Annotated in this window: 19 protein-coding genes; 4 read left to right on the top strand and 15 right to left on the bottom strand. The window is 48.5% G+C overall.

Translation table 11 applies throughout. The features are described from left to right. Positions 1-167 precede the first annotated feature (167 nt). Positions 168-641: a hypothetical protein gene (locus tag ACQY6I_RS14555; RefSeq protein ID WP_428242220.1), complete on the top strand. Its 474-nt coding sequence runs from the start codon at positions 168-170 to the stop codon at positions 639-641. Between the two features lie 533 nt (positions 642-1174). Here the strand turns inward: ACQY6I_RS14555 and ACQY6I_RS14550 are convergent. The 6 genes from ACQY6I_RS14550 to flgA form a co-directional block, all read right to left on the bottom strand. After that, positions 1175-1654 (bottom strand): phosphatidylglycerophosphatase A family protein, encoded by a 480-nt coding sequence (locus tag ACQY6I_RS14550; RefSeq protein ID WP_428242219.1) that lies wholly within the window; start codon positions 1652-1654, stop codon positions 1175-1177. An 18-nt stretch (positions 1655-1672) separates the two neighbouring features. Continuing rightward, on the bottom strand, positions 1673-2605 hold the full coding sequence (gene thiL / locus ACQY6I_RS14545) for a thiamine-phosphate kinase (RefSeq protein WP_428242218.1): 933 nt from the start codon (positions 2603-2605) through the stop codon (positions 1673-1675). 297 nt (positions 2606-2902) lie between these two features. Continuing rightward, on the bottom strand, positions 2903-4345 hold the full coding sequence (locus ACQY6I_RS14540; protein WP_428242217.1) for a hypothetical protein: 1443 nt from the start codon (positions 4343-4345) through the stop codon (positions 2903-2905). A 10-nt stretch (positions 4346-4355) separates the two neighbouring features. After that, on the bottom strand, positions 4356-4841 hold the full coding sequence (flgN, locus tag ACQY6I_RS14535) for a flagellar export chaperone FlgN (RefSeq protein WP_428242216.1): 486 nt from the start codon (positions 4839-4841) through the stop codon (positions 4356-4358). Positions 4842-4897: 56 nt separating this feature from the next. Further along, positions 4898-5200, bottom strand: a complete 303-nt coding sequence (gene flgM / locus ACQY6I_RS14530) for a flagellar biosynthesis anti-sigma factor FlgM (protein WP_428242215.1) — start codon at positions 5198-5200, stop codon at positions 4898-4900. A 123-nt stretch (positions 5201-5323) separates the two neighbouring features. After that, positions 5324-6058, bottom strand: coding sequence for a flagellar basal body P-ring formation chaperone FlgA (gene flgA / locus ACQY6I_RS14525; protein WP_428242214.1), 735 nt, complete (start codon positions 6056-6058; stop codon positions 5324-5326). 115 nt (positions 6059-6173) lie between these two features. On the opposite strand from flgA, the gene ACQY6I_RS14520 reads away from it, so the two are divergent. Beyond that, a complete protein-coding gene (locus ACQY6I_RS14520; RefSeq protein ID WP_428242213.1) occupies positions 6174-7127 on the top strand; it encodes a chemotaxis protein CheV in 954 nt (317 codons plus the stop codon). Between the two features lie 8 nt (positions 7128-7135). Next, a complete protein-coding gene (locus ACQY6I_RS14515; protein ID WP_428242212.1) occupies positions 7136-7963 on the top strand; it encodes a CheR family methyltransferase in 828 nt (275 codons plus the stop codon). A gap of 311 nt (positions 7964-8274) precedes the next feature. On the opposite strand, the gene ACQY6I_RS14510 is transcribed toward ACQY6I_RS14515, so the two are convergent. From ACQY6I_RS14510 to ACQY6I_RS14470, 9 genes are all read right to left on the bottom strand, one after another. After that, the gene (locus tag ACQY6I_RS14510) at positions 8275-9168 is read right to left on the bottom strand and encodes an alpha/beta fold hydrolase (protein ID WP_428242211.1); all 894 of its coding nucleotides are present in this window, start codon (positions 9166-9168) and stop codon (positions 8275-8277) included. A gap of 101 nt (positions 9169-9269) precedes the next feature. Continuing rightward, positions 9270-10550 carry a DUF1302 family protein gene (locus ACQY6I_RS14505; protein WP_428242210.1) on the bottom strand — a complete coding sequence of 427 codons (1281 nt, stop codon included), beginning with the start codon at positions 10548-10550 and terminating at the stop codon, positions 9270-9272. Positions 10551-10563: 13 nt separating this feature from the next. Continuing rightward, positions 10564-13743 carry an efflux RND transporter permease subunit gene (locus ACQY6I_RS14500; protein WP_428242209.1) on the bottom strand — a complete coding sequence of 1060 codons (3180 nt, stop codon included), beginning with the start codon at positions 13741-13743 and terminating at the stop codon, positions 10564-10566. Between the two features lie 97 nt (positions 13744-13840). Then, positions 13841-14299 carry a MarR family winged helix-turn-helix transcriptional regulator gene (locus ACQY6I_RS14495; protein ID WP_428242208.1) on the bottom strand — a complete coding sequence of 153 codons (459 nt, stop codon included), beginning with the start codon at positions 14297-14299 and terminating at the stop codon, positions 13841-13843. 147 nt (positions 14300-14446) lie between these two features. Beyond that, entirely contained in the window at positions 14447-14638 is a 192-nt protein-coding gene (locus ACQY6I_RS14490) for a rubredoxin (RefSeq protein ID WP_428242207.1), read from the bottom strand. Continuing rightward, positions 14635-16650: an alpha/beta fold hydrolase gene (locus ACQY6I_RS14485; protein WP_428242206.1), complete on the bottom strand. Its 2016-nt coding sequence runs from the start codon at positions 16648-16650 to the stop codon at positions 14635-14637. The genes ACQY6I_RS14490 and ACQY6I_RS14485 overlap by 4 nt, the downstream gene beginning before the upstream one ends. Positions 16651-16669: 19 nt before the next feature. Continuing rightward, positions 16670-16990, bottom strand: a complete 321-nt coding sequence (locus ACQY6I_RS14480; protein ID WP_428242205.1) for an acyl carrier protein — start codon at positions 16988-16990, stop codon at positions 16670-16672. 122 nt (positions 16991-17112) lie between these two features. Then, a complete protein-coding gene (locus ACQY6I_RS14475; RefSeq protein WP_428242204.1) occupies positions 17113-18969 on the bottom strand; it encodes an acyl-CoA desaturase in 1857 nt (618 codons plus the stop codon). Between the two features lie 20 nt (positions 18970-18989). Further along, positions 18990-20816 (bottom strand): fatty acyl-AMP ligase, encoded by a 1827-nt coding sequence (locus ACQY6I_RS14470; protein WP_428242203.1) that lies wholly within the window; start codon positions 20814-20816, stop codon positions 18990-18992. 1148 nt (positions 20817-21964) lie between these two features. On the opposite strand from ACQY6I_RS14470, the gene flgB reads away from it, so the two are divergent. Then, positions 21965-22363 carry a flagellar basal body rod protein FlgB gene (gene flgB, locus ACQY6I_RS14465; RefSeq protein WP_428242202.1) on the top strand — a complete coding sequence of 133 codons (399 nt, stop codon included), beginning with the start codon at positions 21965-21967 and terminating at the stop codon, positions 22361-22363. The last annotated feature ends 1 nt before the right edge of the window (position 22364 follow it).

The raw sequence follows: 22364 nt of genomic DNA, 5'->3' as shown, positions 1-22364 counted from the left end.
CGAAGCTTGTCAGAACGGGCGGGATACCGTTATCTTGATGTTGTTTCGGAATAAAGTATTGTTTATGTCCGTAACTTCACAGGTAGAGCCTGTCAGATATATCAACCCGATGTAATGAACAACTGGGTTGATAATTGCGTTTTTGTCCGTTACTCCAGAGAGGCCTTATGCTCGTTCACCGTTTTTTGTTTGTGCCCCTGCTTGTGTTGAGTGTCCATAGCATGGCTGAATCCTTGTGTTTTATAGGTGAACAGCCGGCATTTTCGTGTGATATCAAACAGAAATCTTTGTCGGTTTGTGTGGCCGGTGATGACTCGCTGTTCTATCGCTATGGTACCCGTCAGAATCTTGAGATGAATCTGGCATCCGATACTCATTTCAGTGCTACTGGTTATAGCGGTGGTGGAGAAGGGCGGCTGACCTTTCATAACGGCAAGTATGATTATGTAGTGTATTCCAAAATCATCAGTGGCGAATGGATTGACCGTGAAGCTGGCATCCGTGAAAAACAGGAATCGGCGGGTGTCTATGTGATTAAGAAAGGAAAGCAGGTGGCTGATCTGAGCTGTACCGAACCCGAGGATGCCAGAATAACATCGTTACCGGAATATGAAATGGAGACGTTCGTCTATTATGACTGAGTGTCGTGCTATTAACCCGGCAAGTATGCATGTCGGGTTAATTGCGTGATGCAGGGATGCACCTTAGTGTCGGACCACACCATTGGTCTTAGCCAATGCGAGCCCCTGGAAATTAAGGTGTTTTGCGTCACATCGCCAGGTTTTCTGTGGTGGCAATTAAAGAGATAAGGATGATTTATTTAATTGCCGGGTTATTAGTACTGCTAAATTGGACATCCGTTGATTGAGGCAGCAGCATTGATCCGGTTGTCCAATTGGCTTGATTGTTTGTCGGATTATGCGGTGTTCAGTTTTATCGAACCCTGTCGGGAGCTTCATTTTCTGGTCTGTTGGTCAGAATCGCTATTCAATTAACCAGTGATATGCAGCCTGACTTTCAGTTGCAGCAGTTTTCCCGCCAAACTGATCGATGGTATGTGGTGTTTAATCTGCCTCAGCGATAGTTGTTCGGAATTTGCCCCAACCTGAATACAGTTTTGCAAATTTCTCTGGTCCGCAGTCGAGCTGCGACCGACTGATACCTCGTAGATCGGTCAGCTCTGTAACCAGTTAATGCCCAGCATCAGAATCAGGGCATATACCGCTGCCAGCAGATCATCAACCATGATTCCGAAGCCCCCTTTGACCCGCTTATCAAGCCAGCCGATGGGCCATGGTTTAACAATATCGAACAGCCGGAATAACAGGAATCCGGCGACAAGATTGATAGGAGTGAGAGGGATGAACCAGAAGGTGAACCACAGGCCCACAAATTCGTCCCAGACAATGCCTGGATGATCGTGCACTCGCAGTTTCTTGGCCGTGGCACCGCACAAGTAAATCCCCACCAGGAATGCTGGCAACAGAACCGCCAGAAACCAGATATCCTGCCGGATCGGCTCAAACAGCCACAGAAATGGCATGGCGGCCAGAGTACCAAAGGTCCCAGGTGCTTTGCGTGCCAGGCCGGAACCCAGCCCAAAGGCCAGCAGTGAAACCGGTGAAGTGAGAATCTGTCGGGTTTGAGGTGTCATGGTAAGGAGTACTGCCTGTTAAAAGTGTTGATAACCAGTATGGTCGAACTGGATTTCTTTGCCATGGTGCAGGCATCGAAGATGTTTATGAGTGGTAATTTCACCAATGATTTGTAATGGAGCGGGTGCCTGCAATAGTCGGCTCCGGTGTTCCGGCGAGCAGGTAAAACACAGCTGGTAATCATCGCCGCCGGTCAGGGCCCACTCAAGCTGACGTGATGGGTCTACCCATTGGCAAAACCGCGGATCCAGCTGGAGTGTATCCAGTTGCAGCTCAGCACCCACATCACTTTGATCGAGGATATGTCCGAGATCTGCCAGAAGGCCGTCGGAGATATCAATGGCAGCGGTGGCAAATTCACTGATAAACACGCCTAACGGAATTTGCGGATATGGGCGCAGGTAGCAGGCCTGCAGTTCTGTTGGGCCGTTATGATGATAAGCATTCAGGCCTGCCATGCCTAGCCCTGGGGTATGGGAGATCACAATCAGATCGCCTGGCCGGGCACCGGCACGGGTCAATGGTCTGGAAACCGTACCATGCACTTGAAAGGTTTGAATGATACTGCTTGCCCGGGTGGTATCTCCTCCCAGTAGTGGTATTTTGAGCTGCGTGGCCAGTTCAGTTAGCCCGCGGGTGTAGTCTGCCAGCCATGATTCATCCTCCTGGCCTGTCAGACTGAGTGCCAGGGAAAAAAATGCGGGTTGGGCGCCCATTGCTGCCAGGTCACTGAGTGCACAGGCAAGTCCCCGATAAGCAATGTCTGCAGCGGACATAGAGCGCAGAAAATGAACATTTTCAACCTGGGTATCGATGGAAAATGCCAGTTTGCCGCAGTATTCCACAACGGCACAGTCGTCGCCCTGATTGACCAGGATGTCAGTTTCAGATGTTGGAATGTCAGCCAGAGGGCGGAAGTACTTGCGGATAATCTCAAACTCGCGAGGCATAGGGTGTGTTGGCCAAAAGAAGCCGATGATAGTGGTCCAAGTGGCGGAGTCAAATAATTCGCTGATTAGTGGCGGAAAGCTCCTGGCGGAAGTGAGTCATGTAATGTCAGAAGACCGGATTGTTAGGGAGCCTCTGAATTTCGCGCAGGCGTTGTCAGCTCCGTTCTCTCATTTTCATTTACGTCAATAAACTATGGTGTTGCGAGCGGTGCTTCCTCATCAAAAATATTCCTGTTTTTCAGAGTTCCCTTAGTATACAAGCACATTATTGGTGGCAGTGGTGGAAATCTTAAAGGATTAAACATCCTCCTGAATCTCCGTATCAACGGTAACTTTGTCCTGTAAATCCGTCAGTTTTTTGCTCAGCATGGCATTTTCCTGCTGATACTTGTCGATGCATTCAAGCATTTCCTTGGAGTCCTGGATCAGGTTTTGAACCACACCTTCAAGATGGTCTGCATTCTGGTCCAGTTCTTTAAAGGCGCTTAATTCGCGCTGCATTTTTTCCAGTTTTTCGTTGGCATCTTGCAGCTCATTTTCCAGAATGCGGATGCAGGTTTCAGACTCATTGATACTTTGTTCAAGTTGATGAATTTCCTGCTCCTGTTGCTCTGCAATGGCCTTGGCTTCGGAGATTTCCTTGAGGTTGTCTAACTGGGTTTTTATGTTATTAACGGAAGATTGCTGTGCAGCTGCAAGGTCTTGCAATTTACTGGCATTTTTGGTTTTCGTCCGCGAAGAGGAGGATTCGCTTGATGAATGTTGTTCAGCGTGGCGCTGTTGCAGTTTGCCTTTCAGTTCGTTGATTTCTTCCAGGTGTTGCTCGTTTTCTTTATTAGCGGTCTCAAGCTCTTTTTCCAGCAGGTTGATACAGACATCCGCTTCTTTCATATAGCGGGCCTGTTGTTTGATCTGTTCTTCCTGAATTTCGATATATTCTTCAGGTGAGGTACCAGCTTCCTTTTGTTCCAGCCTGAGCTTGAGTTTGTTAATGGTTTCCAGCATATCGAATTTTTCGCTTTTTAGGCGATATATTTCATCCGCATAACCTTTGCCTTTAAAATCGAGGTTTTCATCGGCGATGATCTCGGGCGGAATGATGCTTTTCAGTTGTTCTATTTCGGTGTTTGCCGCATCAAGGCTGGCCTGTGAATCCTGATAGAGCTCTTGGAGTGGTTCCAGCTGGGAAAGCTGGTCTTGCAACTGGCGTAGCTGTTGTTCCATTTTTCGGGTGTGCTGAGGGTCTTCCAGACCAGCACTTTCGAGGTGCTTGCGAATAATCTGTTGATGAAAAATATCCAGCAGTTTTTCTGCATCGGCCTGATCAGGCTGACCACTTTCAGGTGCTTCTTTTTCCATGTTTAGCAGCGTACTACGTAATGCCAGATAGCGTGCCATGGGAGGGTGAGTAGGATTATATTCCAGGTTCTCCGGACCCAGTTCGGCCTTTGCCTCCTCCGTATGCTGCAGCTTGACTTCGACCATGTTGGTATAGATGTCACGCCCGCCGCTGTTGACGGCCTCCATGAAGTCTTTACTGAAACTGACATTCTTGGCCCGTTCACCCGCTGCACGCTTGGCATTCAGGGTTTCTCGAAGCATGCGGTTTCGACGCATTTCCTTCAGAAGATCTTTTAGCAGCTGGTAGAGCCGCCCGCGATAAAACAGGAATGTGGAAATGGCGATATATACAACCAGAAATTCGCCGAGAATAAATAGAGTGAGTGGCTCAAAATACATATCTGCAAGCCTATGCCTTGCCTAAAGACCCCTGCCTGGAACTGCTTTCCATGCCTTTGGCATCATAAGTCTGCGGACTGTTTTCGCCCTTCAGTAGCCTGAGCAGGAAACGACTTCTTGATATGACGCGATTGAGTGAAACGCCATTTTGCAGATTTTTGTGTTTAAGGGACTTCAGCTGATCGTGCAGATCATGCCAGAGCTTTGACAGCTGATCTTTTCTGTCATCAGTGAGGGTTTGCAGCCATTGATGAGAGCTGAGGGCTTCAGGGGACTGACCCGTTGCATCGCTGATGGTTTGTAATAGTGTTGAATGTTTGCTGTCGAGATCGATCAACAGAGTGTTTTTTTGCTGACTGTACTGAGCTACCGACTGGGCATCTCTGTTTAGTAGTGCATCCCGTTCCAGGGTGAGTTGTGCATCAATTTGTGAGGATAAGGCGATTTCCTGCTGAAGCAGGTCAATCACGGAGTCTAACCATGGTTGTGCAGTCATATTTATACACTCCTGATAAGGAACAGAGTTTTAACCGGGATTGGGGAAAGCGCCGGTTAAAAATCCATTTCGAAATTTTCGATCGCTTCGGCCAGCCGTTCGTAGTTGATCGAATACTCGCCGTTTTGAATGGCGGACTTGATCCGGTCAATTTTCGGTTGATCGACATCGTTCATGGATTGCACCTGTGTTTCCAGGTCCTTGAGAACTTTCGCCTGCGGACTCAACTGCACGGTGTCAGCATTGCTGCCGTTTTCAACACTGGTCTGGGTGCGTCCCTCTGTTGATTTAGCGGTAGTCTCACCGCTTCTGGTTTTTTCACTACCCCCGCTATTGGGAGTCAAGCCGTTAATATTCATGATATGTTTCCTGTTTCCCCAAAAAAATAAATAGACTGCTATCCGGTTTGGCGGCAGTTATCATCAAAACTTTAGTATCTTTATAAATAAAGATTTAAAAATGTGATGCAAGTCCTCCAAATCTCAAAACACCACTCTTACCAACCCTTCGCCAATCACTTCCGCTTTGATTACTTTATGCGATCTTTCATTGCGTACCCGGATTTGTTTACCTTTGCTTCCGGCTGACAGGGCTATACCGGTCATTCTGACCTGAATAACACTGCTACGGGCCACGATCACCACCGCATCACCCCGTTCGACCAATACTGGTGGTTCGATCAGCTTGTTGTTCAGCACGGTACCTGGCTGCAGATGGCGAACCGCCTTCTGTCCAACCACGTTATCCAAATCAGTGTAGTATCCCCGGTACAATCCGCCGATGTCCATATCGGCCATTTCCACCATATCTGCAGTCAGGCGGGTATTACGGGATACCGCTGTTTTCAGAGTAGCTACCGGCAGGAAATATGACACGGTTATGGGTACATATATTTTCCAGCCGCCAGAGGGTTCTATACAGCTGACAGCAATATTCTCTCTGCCCAGAGGTAGATCTGACTCAGGTTTGATGCTCAGGCCGGAATTGCAGTAGTCCTTATCAATATCACCCAGCACAGTTTCGAAACTGATCGTCAGCCGGTCACGTTGAAACTTATTGATCCGGGTGCTATAAGCGTCGACCACATACTTCAGTACGCTGTCTTCGATTTGCCTGTTGGCAGCAGATGCCAAAGAAGCAAGCAACATAAGTCCGCTCAGTGTCAAAAAACACACACCTGAAAAAGCTTTGCGGTTAAATACTTGTACTCGATGCATCGCGGTCTATGCTGTAGTTAGAATCTGTCACTAAATTGGCAATTTGAGTATTAACTTGCCGGTTTGAATGAAATAAAGCAATTGCTGTGCCTATACAAAGCTGTTGGAGATCAAAATGGCTGGGGTCTTAGATACTGTAAATAAACGAACACAACTGGTGGGCCAAAACCGGTTGGAGCTGCTGTTATTCCGATTACAGGGAAATCAGATCTACGGAATAAATGTATTTAAAGTCAAAGAGGTGCTGCAGTGCCCGAATTTAACGAGTATGCCGAAGAGTGATCCTGTTGTCCGGGGGGTTGCTCATATCCGTGGAGGAACCATTCCTATCATGGATCTTAGTCTGGCGACCGGCAATGCGCCGTTGACTGACCTTAAGAACAAATTTGTCATAATCACCGAATACAACATGAAGACTCAGGGTTTTTTGGTGAGTTCGGTGGAACGCATTATTAATATGAATTGGTCGGAGATCCATCCACCACCAAAAGGAACGGGTAATGCCCATTATTTGACGGCGGTGACAAAACTCAATGACCGTATGGTTGAAATAATTGATGTTGAGAAGATTCTCTCTGAAGTGGCACCTATGACCGTTGAGGTCTCTGATAATATTGTGTCTGAGGCCATGGCGGCAGAAGCGCCTTCATTTCATGTGCTGGTTGTGGATGATTCCAAGATTGCATTGAAGCAGACTACCCGTTGTATTGAGCAGGTCGGTGTAACGACCACAAAACTGATGGATGGTAAAGCAGCCTGGGAACATCTGCTGGAAATGCTGGATGAGGGAAAAGATCCGATGAAAGAATATCTGATGATTATTTCGGATATTGAAATGCCAGAAATGGACGGTTATACGTTGACGGCCGAAATCAGGGCGCATCCGCAACTTAAAGGTATGTATATTATGTTGCATACTTCCTTAAGTGGTGTGTTTAATGAAGCGATGGTTAAGAAGGTGGGGGCGGATAATTTTCTACCCAAGTTTAAACCCGATGAACTGGCCGAAATTGTAGTGCACCAGATCGAAAAACGTGGTGGTGTAGTACCGGCTCTTGATGGTGAATAGAACAGAATATGTCAGCGACAGAGAAAGGATATGCAGAGTTTGCCCGTTTCCTCGAAACAGTGTCTGGGATCAGCTTGGGTGATAATAAACAATATTTAGTGACCAGTCGGTTGCGAAACATTCTGAAGGAGCACCATTTAAGCAGTCTGGAAGAGTTGTTGGTTCAAATCAAAAATGATATCAGGGGGCAGTTGAGAACCAAAGTTATCGATGCCATGACCACCAACGAAACCCTCTGGTTCAGGGATATGCATCCGTTTGACATTCTCAAACGGGTGATTTTGCCGGAACATTTTGCGCATGTGAAAGGTCGGCCCCTGAGGATCTGGTCAGCGGCATGTTCGTCCGGTCAGGAACCTTATTCCATTGCGTTTACGCTTGAGGAGTGGGGTAAATTGAACCCGGGCAAAATCAGCGCTTCTGATAAAATTATTGCCACAGATTTATCGTCTTCTGTGCTGGCGGAGGCAAAGCAGGCGGAATATCCCATGTTGTCTCTGGGGCGAGGGCTCGATACACCAAAAATCAATCAGTATTTCACCAAAGTCAGCGAGGGGCGCTGGAAGGTCAAGCCTGAATACACTCGCAAGGTGGAATTCAAGGCGTTGAACCTGAAGGATAGCTATGCTGGGCTCGGTAAGTTCGATATCGTTTTCTGCCGGAACGTTTTGATTTATTTCACCGGGGATCTTAAGAAAGATATTCTGACCCGAATTCACGGGACATTACGTCCAGGTGGTTTTTTGGTGGTTGGTGCTTCTGAGTCGGTTGGCAGTCTGCAGGATAAATACGAAATGGTGCATTGTCGTCCTGGGATAATTTATCGGGCGATCTAGTCCGCTGGCGGTGTTTTTACGTCTGCGGTACTGATGAGTACCGCAAAAATATTTTTTCCAAGAGCCCCCTGAATAACGTTGCCGACACAGGAAACTATTGAGTGTAGTGTCTCAAATAAAACGCATATTTAAATGGGGCGCCGAATTCACTTCGCAACTCTACGTTAAGTTCAGCCAACGGCGTCCCAATCTTCAAGAAGCCCTCAAGACGCCCACCGCTTCGTTCCAGCGCTTGACAAGGAAATGACCATTGCCTGCGAGCTACGCCTCGCTGTGAGCATCTTGAGGTGCTTTTTTAATATAGGTTTTATTCAAGATACTACATTAGAGGTTCCCTGTGTTTCTGTCTGAGCTGCCAGAACACCGTCGTCTTGATGGGTGTGCAGCCATTCCACAACCCGATTTATCATCTCCGCATCTCCAAGAATTTTGTTGTGTCCGCCACTAGGTTGCCAGAGCGTCTGTGATGCAGCGGCAGCGGCGTTGGTTTCGGCTTCTGAAAAGGGCACGATGTTATCGTCTTCTGCATGAATCAGTATTGTCTGGGTCGGTATTTTTTTTAGCGCCAGGTCGACCCGAAAACGTTCCAATGGTGCTTCCAGTGTGGTTGATATTCGTGCCACCATTTTATTGATGGCGTTTTGACTCAGACCAATGTCCACAGCCTGCGACACTGCATAGGATTTGGCGGAGGAGGGGGCACTGATCAGCACTGCTGCCAATGGTTTCAGGTCGTAGTCCTCCATGGCCAGAACGGTCATGGCTGCGCCAATGGAGTGGGCGATAACAATGGCAGGGTGATTGAGGCTGTTAGTGGCAGCGGCGACCGCTTTGGCCAGTAGGGGCAGAGGAGCAGCTCTACCTTCGGCTTCACCGTGAGCAGGTAGATCCAGTGCCGCCACTTGGTAACCCGACTGTAACAGCGGGGCGACGAATCCTCCCATGGTGAAGTGATCGCGTTCCCAGCCGTGGACCAGCATCACGGGCTGGCCTTCGCCGCGGGTCCAGATAGGTATTTTATGGCCATCAACAAAAATGCTGCGATGTTCAAATCCCTTATACGCATTGGCCCAGTGACGTTTGCTTTTGTTTGCTCTGGGATGCAGAAACATACGTGCTCCCAGATTGCCAAAATAGTCTGGCATGGCTGCCGACAGAGAACCTACCACTGCTTTTCTTGCTGTGACGGTCAGATCGAATCCCATAGTCTTCTCCTATTATTGTTGTGTTGGCTGAGCAGGTATAAGTTCGCCTGAATTTGCTTTTTTCTCATGTCTGCCTTTGCTGGCATGATCGTCGGGTTGTTTTAAAACGAGTAACTGAATCCGGCCAGTATCCGACTGCTGTCACGGAATTGTCCGAATAAACCATCCTCATCACCGGAAAACAGATCTGCCCCCAGATGGACATTTATATTACCGGGAAACAAGTATTTGCCTTTCAGTTGCACGAGACGATCCATGTCGTTCAGGCTCTGAATGCCAAATGCCTCCAGCTCCAGGGTTTGATTCCAGAAATTGCGCCTGATCAGCAGGGTTAATTGCGTTTCTACGGGGTCGCGAATGATTGCTTCGGCATGATCCGTCAGGTAGCTCTGATACAGTTGTGTACTGATCAGGGTGTTACTGATGCCGTTGTAATCGAGCCCGGTAACATATGACAGTTCAGGGCTCTTCACGACTCCCCGGCTGACGCGGGTTGGGTTGGCAACCCAATAGCGTTGGGTTGAATAACCCAGTTCACCACGCAGAACATAGTCTCCAAAGGCATTTGAAAACGTGGTGCCGAGTGTATGTGTGCGACGGTACTGTGGTCTGACCGTGACGCCACTGTTATCGCTTTCAAGCATAAAGACAGTCTGATCACTGTAGTGATAAAAGTAGTTGAGAGAAATATCCCAACCCCCTGCAAATGTTTGCCAGCGGGCACCAGCATCGGCGTCGGTAATAGGGTTATCAGGCTTGTCATAGTCGGCCAGCCGGACTGGCACGGAAGCTGGCGCTGTTGGCACCAGCATCGGTGTCGTCATGGTGAATGCTGCATTGGCAGCTGGAATTTCATCGTAAGTGGTGTCAGGAATAAACAGTGTTTGTAATGTCCCGCCTGCGAACGGTATTTCAGCATTGAGCATCCACAGTGGAATCCGGCGGTCTTCGGAGTTGGGTAGAATGAATTCGTGATAGTCCGTCGGGTTGATGACGTCCAGTACTTTCAGGCCGTCCGCCTGGCCCCACACGACCTGTTGCTTGCCTGTCCGGATAAACACATTCTGGATATAGTTATCCGCATACAGTTCACGGATCTCTACGTCGGTGTGGTCATTAGGATACCAGCGACGGTTCCAGTGGCTTCTGCTGTCCTGATCCGGTTTCCCGGGTGCTATTCTGTCCTCGCTGTCGACTCGTAGTCTGGGGATGATGCTGATGTCCATAAAACTGGTCGGCCGAAAATCCAGGCGTGGCGTCAATTCCCATTGTGACTGTTGCAGCTTGGCATCATCGCTGTCTATTGCCAGTTGGTAATCCAGTATGCCTTCGACATGAGCGCCGAAGGCTATGGGGGAGATCAGGCTGATCGCCAATGACATTTTCGGAATGATCTTACAAACCACGCGTCAGACTCCGTTGTTCAAAAGCCAGTTCTGCAATCGGGCTGTCGTAATCCACATCGCTGCTGATCATTACCGTGCTGTGGCCGGTTTTATGATTGACCGCGATGACTTTCATGACGGTCCAGATGCCTGAAATTTGCTGAATTTCCTTGTTTTCAATGGTTTTCAGGTGGTTGCTGTTGGTATCCCAGTAGTCGCTTTTTCGTGAAATCAGGATATCGGGGTCAATGCGCCAGACGGCTTTGCTGTACCCCAGTTCCTTGGCAATTTTGTCATTGACCGGTGTGCCTTCGATGACGTAGCAATCCACACCATCAATGGTTTCTTTGCCTGTGGTGGTGAAGCTGTAGTCGGTCAATTCAACTTTGTTTTCGCTTTTGATTTCTTCATAGGTAAAGTCTGTTCCCAGAAAATAATCGCCGCGATTTGAGGCAGGAATTCTGCGAATTTTTCTGAGTGCCGGCAGATACAACCATTGATCATCATCCTTCTGGCTGCTCGGATAATCGTAAGTCAGAAAGCCGGTACCACGTAAATTGGCTGGGGCGGTGTAAAACAAGACCGTTCGTTTTTCGTCACCAAAGTAGCGCCTGAATGCTCTCACCTGTTGGGTTCGGGTCTTGCCTTGCCGGTCAATCAGTTCCAACTCTAGATTACGGGTGATCTGATCCCCTTCTTCTCGTTGTGACACCGATTTCATAATGTCCATTCCTGAGGGCAGGGCTTCGGCAGCAAACGCATGCTGCTGGGTCAGATAAGCCATGGCAATGACTCCAACGATAATACTGGTGACGATGGCTTCCCGGGCTTTGGGGCCGACAGAGTGATTTGCCTGGGCAGACAGTGCGCGGGGTTTTAGTACCATAACCAGTGCTGGTAGCAGGGTAACGCTGGCCAGAAAAGCGGCGCTGACCGCCATGGCCACCAACAGACCGAAGCGCACCAGTGGCGGAACGTCGCTGCTGCACAGCACGCTGAAACCCAGAGCGACAGCGGCAAGGTTGAAAAACAGTGCCCGGCCAGTGGTCGGATACAGATCCAGCAGTACTTCACCCAGGTTTTGATTACCGTTGCGGGTGGTCAGGTCGCGGATACGTTCCATGGTATGGATGGCGAAATCCACGCCCAGGCCGATGGCAATGGCTGCAAACATAGAGGTTCCGACTCCCAGCCAGATGCCGGCAAATCCCATGGTGGCGTATACCAGCAATATGGAAACAGCTACGGGGATAACCGCAAACAATCCAATGACAAACGAGCGAAACAGCAGACAGGCCATGACCAATACCGCCAGTACCGAGACGATCACACTGCCGGTATGACTGCTGGCCACGCCGTTGATCCAGTGGTAGTCGACGTTTATCAGGCCGGTTACGGTACCGGTGAGGCCTGGTTCGTTAAACTCAGTGCCCAGATACTCTTCGACCAGTGGAATCAGCTTCCGGTTGTTTTCAAAAGTGTCGGTATCCAGGTAAGCCCTGACGAGGGCTTTAGTGTGATCGCTGTTGATTTCCTCCTCGAAATCGGTCGGGTCACCAGAAATGGAGTAGAGCAGGAACAATTGAGCGATTAGGGTGTCATCGTCGGGGATGATGTACGTTTCCGGGCGATTTTCGTTGACGGCCTTGTTCATCTGTTTGATGTAATCCACCACAGAGTTGGCGCCGTTGATATGGGGCAGTGAGGTCAGATAATCCTGCAGTTTTTCAATTTTGGCCAGAAAGTGCGGATTATGAAGTCCCTCATGATCGGCTGCTTCGACCACGACATCCAGGTTATAGGTGCCATCCATGACCTGATTGATTTGTTTGTCAGCCTGGTAGAGCGGTTCGGTAGGTTTAAAATTTTCGATGCGCTGGTCTTCCACCTTAACCCGGCTCAGACCAATGCCACCAACAATGATGATTAGCAGGCCTATACCCAGTACCGTTTTGGGATGCCCGAGAACGTGGTGGCCAAAGCGGGTCATCCATTGGTGGCTGGCACTACCGGTGGTGCCGGCGTTTTGAGTGAATGAACGGCTTTTTCTCGGTTTTAGCAGGCTGAGCACTGCAGGAAACAGAGTCATGGTAAAAAACCAGGCGGCCAGGACGGCCAGCGCGCCAAAAAGCCCAAAAGACTGAATTGGAGGCATATCCGTTGTTGGGTAGAGAGCCAGAAAACCGGCAGCCGTGGTGAACGTTGTCAGGGTAACCGGACGGGTCATGATTTTCATGGTGCGTATGGTCAGTTCCCGCTGACTGGCATCCGGCGTTTTTTCCCGTTCTTCATAATACTGGCTGAAGACATGAATAGAGTCCGCAACGGCGATACCGATCATACAAACAATCAGCCCATTGGTGATGACATAAAAAGGTGTCTGGCTGGCAGCCATAATGCCCAGGGTGATCGCCGCGGTGGCCAGAATGATCAGGTTAGGCAACAGGGTGGCTCTGAGTGTTCGAAATGCCACGAACAGAATAATAGTGATGGTAATACCGGCCAGCGGATTCAACCGTTTGGCATCCTGATCGATATAGGTGGATAGATAACCGGCCACGGCACCCTCACCAGCGACCAGCAATTGATCGTCCGGACCTTTGGGGGCTTGGGTAATGACATCCTGAATGGCCTCATAGGTGGCCAGTGCTTTCTTTTCGTCCACCAATTCCACTACGATCAGAGTGCCGAGGCCATCACGGGCTACCAAACTGCCGTTGTAGAGGGGAAAGTCTTTCACTGCAGAGCGGACACTTTCGGCTTCGGCCTGAGTCGTCGGCAGAGTGGCCAGGAATTCGTCCACTTCCATCCCGGTATCTGTACCGACCACATTGGATTCGGTTGCCAGGCTCATGACTTTTTCGGGGTCAACATTGTCGATGCTCTTTACCTGTTCGGTCAGCCAGGACACCAGGGCCAGTGTTTTAGGATTGAAGACGCCATGCTGACCCTGATTGATGACTCCAATCACTATCGGGTCGGCCAGTCCAAATTGCTCTTTTACCTGATCCCGGAACAGCAGTGCCGGATTATCCGGGGCGATAAAAGCCCCTGCGGAGGTGTCTTTGGTCAGACGGGGGATGAAGCTAATGGCGGCTGCAATCATTCCAATACAGAGCAGAATAACCAACCATCGGAAGCGGATTATGACTTCGAAAAACGATGTTGAGCCAGTGGACTTGGTATTCATGACATCCTTCCTCTTTTTAATTGTGTATATACACTATAGATATTTTTAAAAAAAGCCAAGAAGGCCTTATTACTTGCGCTGTCGATTGTATGGTTCATCAGCTGGTTACTGTATGCTCAGGTTCCATAAACAGCGACAGTATCTCATGGCTGTTGTTCCAGCCGTCTTCACAGAGTTTTTCACGATATCTGGCCTGTGCTTCCTGCCACAGGGGATAGGCCTGTTTCACTTTCTCCTGACCTGTTCGAGTCAGTTTAAATACTCTGGATTTATGATGGTTGCCGGTACCGGCGATGATCAACTCTTCTTTTTCCAACAGCTTCAGATTTCGCGTCAATGTTGTCCTTTCCATGGCCAGCCAGTCTGCCAGTTCTGAAATGGAACCCGGTTCACCATAGCCAATCGCCACCAGTAACGTGAACTGGGTAATTTTCAGTCCGCATGGCCGCAGGGCCTCATCATAGGCGCGGGTGATAATCCGATCCGCCATACGTGCTTTTCGACACAGACAGTCTCTGGCGATTGTGGCAAAAGTGGATGATGGTATGTCGTTCATGGTATTACCTGAATTCTGTAAAAGTCTGACATGCCCATAAGCCTAGCAGCTCACCACACAGATGGCCATGTTCGCCTGACAGTGTACGGTTGTGACTGATGGACAGCTCCCGGCAATCAATATTGCCGGGCTAACGGCTCAGCACAATCAGATAGACACCATATGGAACATATCTTTGGTGACACCGCATTCCGGACACATCCAGTCATCTGGTATATCCTCCCAGGCTGTCCCCGGAGCAATTCCCTCTTCCGGAGCGCCAGCCTGTTCATCGTATATCCAACCACATACCAGGCACATCCATCGTTTGGTGGATAACTGTTGTTCGGCCGTTGTCATAAGGCTTTGACCTGAACCTGCTCATCTGTCTCAAAAGCAACGTTGTCTTGACACGTCTGTTCCATAAATCCGGCCACTCGCTGCAGCACATGGTTGTCTGCAAGGATGCGGATATGTCCTAGTCCCTGAGTCAGTTCCGGTTCGACATCCGGTATTTGACGGCCAATCACTTCTGCTTCGCAAACGGGTACGGTGGTGTCGTTTTTGTCGTGCATAAGCAGAATTTCTGCGTTTATGTCCCGACCCAGTTCTGGAATGTTCCAGTGCTCTACCGGAACCCCGTTGCGTTGCCAGAGTTCTGCCCGCATGACTTCTGCGACGGACGGTGACAGTGGTACTGCTTCCCGTTGCCAGCGATCGATAACCGCAGGCAGGGTGGCTGGCGCAGAGATCAGCGCGAGTGCACGAATGTCCGGTAATCGAGTGTTTTCCCGTTGCAGTTTGGCAATGGCCCCAGTTGCTGCGATACCGCCGAGAGAGTGGGCAACGACACCGACGACATTCCCCAGTGTGGTGATCACTGCCATGACAGCGTTCTGAAATTCGGTCAGTGTCGTCATGGTTCCTGGAGATATGCCGTGGGCTGGGGCGTCAAAGGCAGCAACCCGGAATCCGCATTGTCGCAGTACTCTGGTAAAACTGTACATACTACTACTGTTAGCACCCCAACCGTGTACCAGCAATATCGTTTTGTCTTCTTTACCCCAGACATAACCGTGACTGATTCCAGGTACGCCGGAGATCGTAAATCGCTGAGCACCCAGAGGCAGCGTGTCTTTTGGCGGTTTTTTAATCAGGGAACGGGTATTGGCAAAGATGTCGGTGGCTTTTCGTCCTGCCAATGCCGGTGAGATAACCGACAGTGCCTTAACGGTCAGCGCGGGAGCGGTTAGCCGGGTAAGTGTAATCTTGTTGTCCTGTTGTGATGCTTTGTTCGCGCCCGCTGCCGGATGACTTTGATGCTGTCCAAATGATTCGTAGTAACCAGTGACTGGATCGTACAGGTGACAGTTACGGATAACATGCCAGACATCTTTGACTGTCAGGGGCTTGATTCTGAGTAAGTCAGGATAAGCCTCTTTGAGTGCACTCTGTGCTTTCATCAGGTTATAGTGCGGAATAATGGGTGCAACGTGGTGTGCGGTATGTACCGTAATGTAGTTGGTCAGAAACAATAGCCAGCTGGGATACATATAATCTGTAGTCAATAAAAGCCGGCTGCCGTTCATGGTCCAGTGATCTTTGGTCAGAAACGGTGTTTCGTTACTGATGTGGTGCATCATGGTTGTTAGACTGAACCAAGCATGTATACCTACCCAGGGACCGAGAAAGTACAGAAAAAATCCGCTTATTCCTGTGAAGTAAATTAATATGGGAAATGCGATTGCCGCCACAATCACGTTAAACAGAATGGAGCGGCGAACTTCATTGCGGGCCTCCATTTTTGCAAACATTGAGGGCCTAAAGCCAGAGTGACGCTGATAGTTGACAGTTCCAAGCCAGAATGCCCAACTACGGGTACTGTGATAAACAAATTTTTCCCACAGAGACATTCGATCATATTGAACCCGCATGACCGGTCGCCAGTCTGTATCCATTTCAAAACTGTTGGTGTTGGCATGATGCATGTTGTGCATGTGCCGCCAGCCATGAAATGGATATAACAATGGGATCAGGGAAATATGACCTATGGCGTAGTTGAGTCTTTTGGATCTCGAAAACGAGTGGTGTCCACAGTCATGCGCCACACAAAACAGTCCCCAACCACCAAGTCCGGCGACCAGAAACAAGGGGAGATATAACGACCAGTGCGGCGCATAGGCGATGGCGACCAAGGCTGAAAAATACAATATATAGTTCGTGGCAAAACTGAGCATCCCACGCCATAACCTGGGCTGATAGAGATCTTTGGGAATGGCGTCCGCCAGTTTGACGCCATCAAGTTTTTTCATGTTGTCAATCAGTTGCCTGAATTCAACAGATTCTTTGGTCGGTATGTGTAACTTTGTCATGAGTGTCCCTCCTGTCTGATCAGGCTTCCTGAGTATTTAATTCATTAGCAAGATAGCTTGAAAGTTCATCGATGCTTTGGTACTCAAACAGCAGTGCCGGTGACAGTCGTTGATCGATAAATTTTTCCAGATCCCCCACAACTCTAACGGCGACAATAGAGTCCAGCCCGTACTCCTCAAACGTTCGGGCTGTATCTACCTCCGCAGGTGGGATTTTTTTCATTTTGGCCATTCGCTGAATCAACCAGTCTTTAATGGAAGTTTCGTTGATGACCAAATTTTCCTGTTGAGTTTCCGCAAAACTTAATTTATTCAGCAGAGTGGTTACGAGACTTGTCATAGGATGTTCTCCTTACTGTTTCGATGATTAAAAAATACTTCCTGTAAGCCTTTGATTGTTATGGGCAATACCACATTAAAACTCTTACCCATGGTTATTCATTGGCTCGTTCCTCTTCCCGTTTACTTGTTAGTCTTTTTTTGACGGGCTTTTTCGATGGCCGCCCTGGAGGGAGAGCGTAAATCCCACACCACGCCCATTCTGCCCAGTAGCGTTAATACCCAACCGGACAAATCCGGTTCATACCAGTGCACTCCATGACGATACCAGGCAGGAAATGCATGATGATTGTTTTGCAACCCTTCACCGAAAGTCAGTGTGGCGACTGTCCAGTTGTTGGTGCTGTGATCACGGTTGTCGAAAGGTTGACTGCCATAACGATGACAAATGGAGCCAACCGCCCAGGCGAACTGATTAGCCAGAAACATTCTCGCCAGACCACCACAAATAAAACCTGACCAGGCACCCGCCCAGCTTGCGGTGACCCAGCCACCAATGGCCGCAGGAATAGCGACTCCAGCCAGTACCCACAACAGATAAGTTTGATTAAAGAAGAACAGAGATCGGTCACGAAGCACGTCTTTGGCATAGACACTCCAGCTGGTCATATCCGGAGCCAGCATCCATGGCATATGGGCGTACCAGAGCCCTTTGAGTCGCTGCCATCGGGTTTGTCCGAGCAGGTTGGGAGAATGTGGATCTCCCTGATGATCACTGTAACGGTGATGACGTCGATGTGTGGTTACCCAGAATAGAATCGGACCCTGGGCAGCCATAGAGCCTGCAATGAGTAGTAATGCGCGAAAAATACGGCTGGTCTTAAAAGCACGGTGAGCCAGGTAACGATGAAATCCCATGGAAACACCGAACATTTGCACTGCATAAAACACCAGAAACAGGGTCAGATCGAGAGATCCTAATTGTCCGGCCAGCAGCAGCCGCATGGCTTCCACAAAACCGGCCAGCGGAATCAGCATGACTGCCAGGGCAACCGCTGCTTTTAACCTTGCTGCAGGAGGCGCTAAATAACTGATGCCCTCCGGTGCAGTGGTTTCGTCTATCCCAGGCGTTTCGTCGAGAGTCTCTTTGGGAGTGTTTTTCTCGGGTTTGCGAATATCCCAGACCAAACCAAACAAACCCAGCAAATCTATGAAGCGACCACCGATATCGATCTGCCAGGGTTTCAGGCCAGTGTACGCCAGTGCCGGATAGGCATGATGATTGTTGTGCCAGCCACCACCCACAGTTGGGATGGCCAGCCAGAACAGGTTGCGACTGTTGTCACGGGTGCTATTGGGACGACGGCCGAAACGATGGGCCATTGAGTTGACGCACCATGTGGCGTTGTCCACCAGAAAAATTCGGACAAATCCGCCCCACAGGAGGCCTGCCAGGGCACCGTGGTAGGATTGGTCAATCGCAGCGCCAATGGCGGTTGGAATCAGCAAGCCGAGCAATACCCACAAAAAATAATATTGATTGAGTTTTACTATGGTCCTGTCACTGAACAGGTCCGGTACAAACTGGCTCCAGTTTTTCCGTTTAACGGTAAATAGCCATCCTACATGGGCATGCCACCAGCCTTTCAGTCGGGCGGTAAAGCCATCGCCTTCAAGGCAGGGGGAATGTGGATCGCCCTCTTTATCTGTAAATGAATGATGCTGGCGATGGGTCGCAGCCCAGAATAATATCGGGCCTTGCGCAGCCATCGACCCGGCAATGGCAAAAAAAGCTGTCACACCTGGCCCGGCTTTGAATGCACGGTGAGAAAAAAACCGGTGTAAACCTACTTCTACACCCAGTGCTGTCAATAAATACATGCCACACAATAGGCCGATTTCAAGAGTGCCAATCCCTTCATACCAGGCAAGTCCCAGAGCGATAAGGGTTCCTATCGTAGGGGTGCCGACGGTAATCCAGGCGAGTTGCCGTTCACGAATACCGGTCTGATCATTGGCAGTGATTGTCATATCCATCATTGTTCCCTCTATGGTGGTTTTCAATTGATTGAACGTTTGGATTTATCACTGACGACATAACAGCGAAGTGAACCTTCGAGAAAATTGCGTTTGGTTGCTTGTCGCTGTGGCTTGCCGCTGGTGGTGAATGGTATGGTTCCAGTCGGACAAAAATGAATCTCTTCTGGTGATATGCCGTGATGACGCACCAGAATAGCAGTTATTGCCCGATGGATTTCTTCCAACTGTGCCTGACTACATTTTTCGTTGCGTTGTATTTCCACCGCCAGTGCCAGTACTTCTCCATGTTCGGGGTGTTCAATACTGAATGCCACGACACCATTATTACGAATACGCGGGTCGGCCGACTGCGCTGAGAGTTCCAGATCCTGTGGATAATGGTTGCGGCCAGCGATGATAATTAGATCTTTTAGCCGTCCAGTAACAAATAATTCACCACCCATTATCGCTCCCAGATCACCAGTGCGCAGGAAGGTGCCTTCGATCCCTTCGATAGTGGCACCAAAGGCATCCTTGCTGTTGGCACGCTGCCAGTAACCGGCTCCGACATTTGGTCCCTGTACCCAGATTTCTCCAATCCTGGCTTCTGTAACCGCATGCCCTGTATTTGGGTCGACAATCATAATTGTATGTCCAGTGGCAGCCTGCCCACTGCTGACCAGTGATATTGTCTCGGTTTCGTTATTGTCCGCAAGGAGCAGGCGTCCTTCTGCTAACGCGGCTTGTCTGACCCGAATACCCAAAGGCTCAGTGCCTCGTGGTTTTCCAGAAACGAACACGGTGGATTCCGCCATGCCATAACACGGACCAAAAGCCTTGGAATGGAAACCAACTGGTGAAAAATAGTCTTTAAATCGATCAAGTGTCGCTTTGCGAATAGGTTCAGCACCGCAATATATGTCCTCTAACGTGCTCAGGTTTAGCTGCGATCGTTCGGCTTCGGTGATGGATTCCACACATAGATCAAATGCAAAGTTAGGTGCGATGGTAATAGTGGCATTAAAACGACTGATAGCCTGTAGCCATCGCAACGGTCTTTGGACGAAATGTCCGGGGGATATTAGTACTGTTTTAAAGCCTTCATAAATCGGTTGAAGTATTCCACCCATCAGACCCATATCATGATAGGGAGGCAGCCAGCTACAGCCTATTCGGTGGCGTTGACCGCCCATCCATATACTGGCAGTCCGGCAGTTGCTGAATAAGTTGGCGTGTGTGAGTAGTACCCCTTTGGGATCAGATGTGGATCCGGAGGTATATTGAATCAATGCCAGATCTTCGGGGTTGGGAAAACAGTCTGGGTCTTGAACGACCTTGGGAGTCTGTAAATCCAGATCATCCACTTCAATCCAGGCAGGGGAGTGATCGCTGATATCGCTGTCGGTTTTTTCCGCTAGTACTCTGTCGCGATAACGGGACATGGTTTTGTTGACCAGAATGATTTCTGGTTGGGCATCATGAATAATCGAATGCAGTCGATCCAGTGCTCTGGAGCCTACCGGCGGAAATGATGGAACGGCCACCGCTCTTGACAGAAATATACCGAATAAGGCAGCCACATATTGGATACCGGTTTCAAATAGCATCAGTACCCGTTTGCCTTCAGGTTCATATGGTTCCAGCAGGTTGGCAATGCTGCGGGCTTTACCCCATAAGGTTTCGTAGGTAATTAATATTTCGTTGTCTTCACCATCGGTCAGGTGAACAAACGCAGTTTGTTTGCAGTTATGTATTGCACGGTAACATAGTGCTTCGACAACTGTATTGACATCTGTTCCATCCAGAGAAGGAACAATGTCGTTATCGTAGTCGATGGTTTTTCTGATAATTGCTTCTATCCCAGTCATTCCTTGTAGACCTCCCCTCAGTCAATTTTCTTTTTTGATAAGGTTTGTCGGGTCTTGGTGAGATAAACTGAAAAGGCTTACAGCACATCTCTCATCCTGATAAGTGATTTATATGACCTTAAGTCATTTCGCTGAAAAAGGCTGGCTGAAAGCTGTCACTATTGCCATAGAAATACACAATGAATCCGCTAATGCATTGTTCCGTTAGCACGTCTTTTAATAGTGATTAACGCCGTATATATACAACGAAAATAATCATAAAAACAAATTCATTATCAAAAACGACTCCTTATCACACTAGACGCTCAATAGTGATATCTTTGCTTAAATTTTTTTAAAAAATCAAAAAATACACCCGTATAAAAATGATATGTACGGTAAAAAGCTATCTGGTTTTGATTTTTTGGTTAGTCTGATAATTACGTTATCAGAGTGTTAGCTTGCAGTGCAATTCACCAGTGGCAAATTTTTCTGTGTTGCTTGGTATGAGGCAAGGCAATATCCATGCGTTCATTTTAGATATCATACTAAAGGTTGAGGAAAATATTCTTTTAATGGAGGTTTTAGGTGTTTTATAGGGGATGTTGTGTTTTTATTTTGTAATATCGTTATTTTTTATAGTTATGTGAGAAAATTGTTTATACAAATGTGGTGCATGGTTTTATTTTCTGGAACTGTTAGTGTGCAAAATAATATTTTTTTGTTGTGGATTTTATATTTGCGGTTAGAAGTTCTTACGAAAATTATTTGTGTTATTTTGTGGTAACAATAAAGCATATTTTTTTTGTGGTTATTGCTTGCTTGATCTCCATATTCATTGTTTTTGTCAGGTTATATTGAGATCTATCCGTTGCTCCTGGTTATCTTCATTAAGGAACTTCTGACCCATGGTGACATGGGGGGCTGATTACTCGAAGGCCGTCGTTGATCTGAATATCGCTGGATGTGTCGTTGGTTCTGGGTTTCGACAGAATGGTTCCCTTCCGTATCCTGCTGCTCCTTGCCGCTTGCGGAAAATGGTTGCCGCCGGTTTCCTCATAATTTCGTTAAAACTCAGTAACTGCTTGATTTTTAAGGGCCTATTTTTTGGCACGGTCACTGCTATAAGGTTTATAGCAATGTCATATTCGAGAATGGAAGGTCCAATAATGTCCGCAATTAGTTTTCAAAACGCACTCAGTATACATCCCCAGGCCCTGTTGGTCCGGGCCGAGCGTTCGGAAGTGCTGGCAAATAATCTGGCTAATGCGGACACCCCAGGGTTTAAAGCCAGGGATTTTGACTTCCAAGCGGTGTTGAATGGAGAAGTGGAAAAACAGCGTAGCCTGGAAATGAACACTACTGACAATCGTCACATCGGCGGTCGTGTTCAAGAGAACTATGACCTTCAGTACCGTTGGCCAACACAGCCTTCCATCGATGGCAACACGGTGGATGACAATGTTGAGAATGCAGAGTTCACTAAAAATGCCATGGCATTCAATGCCAGTTTCGAATTCCTGAACCGTAAATTTAACGGCATGACTAATGCCATTCGAGGAGAGTAAT

This window comes from Gynuella sp. (assembly GCF_050297175.1).
Taxonomy (GTDB): domain Bacteria; phylum Pseudomonadota; class Gammaproteobacteria; order Pseudomonadales; family Natronospirillaceae; genus Gynuella.
This window is presented reverse-complemented; position numbering and strand designations above follow the sequence as displayed.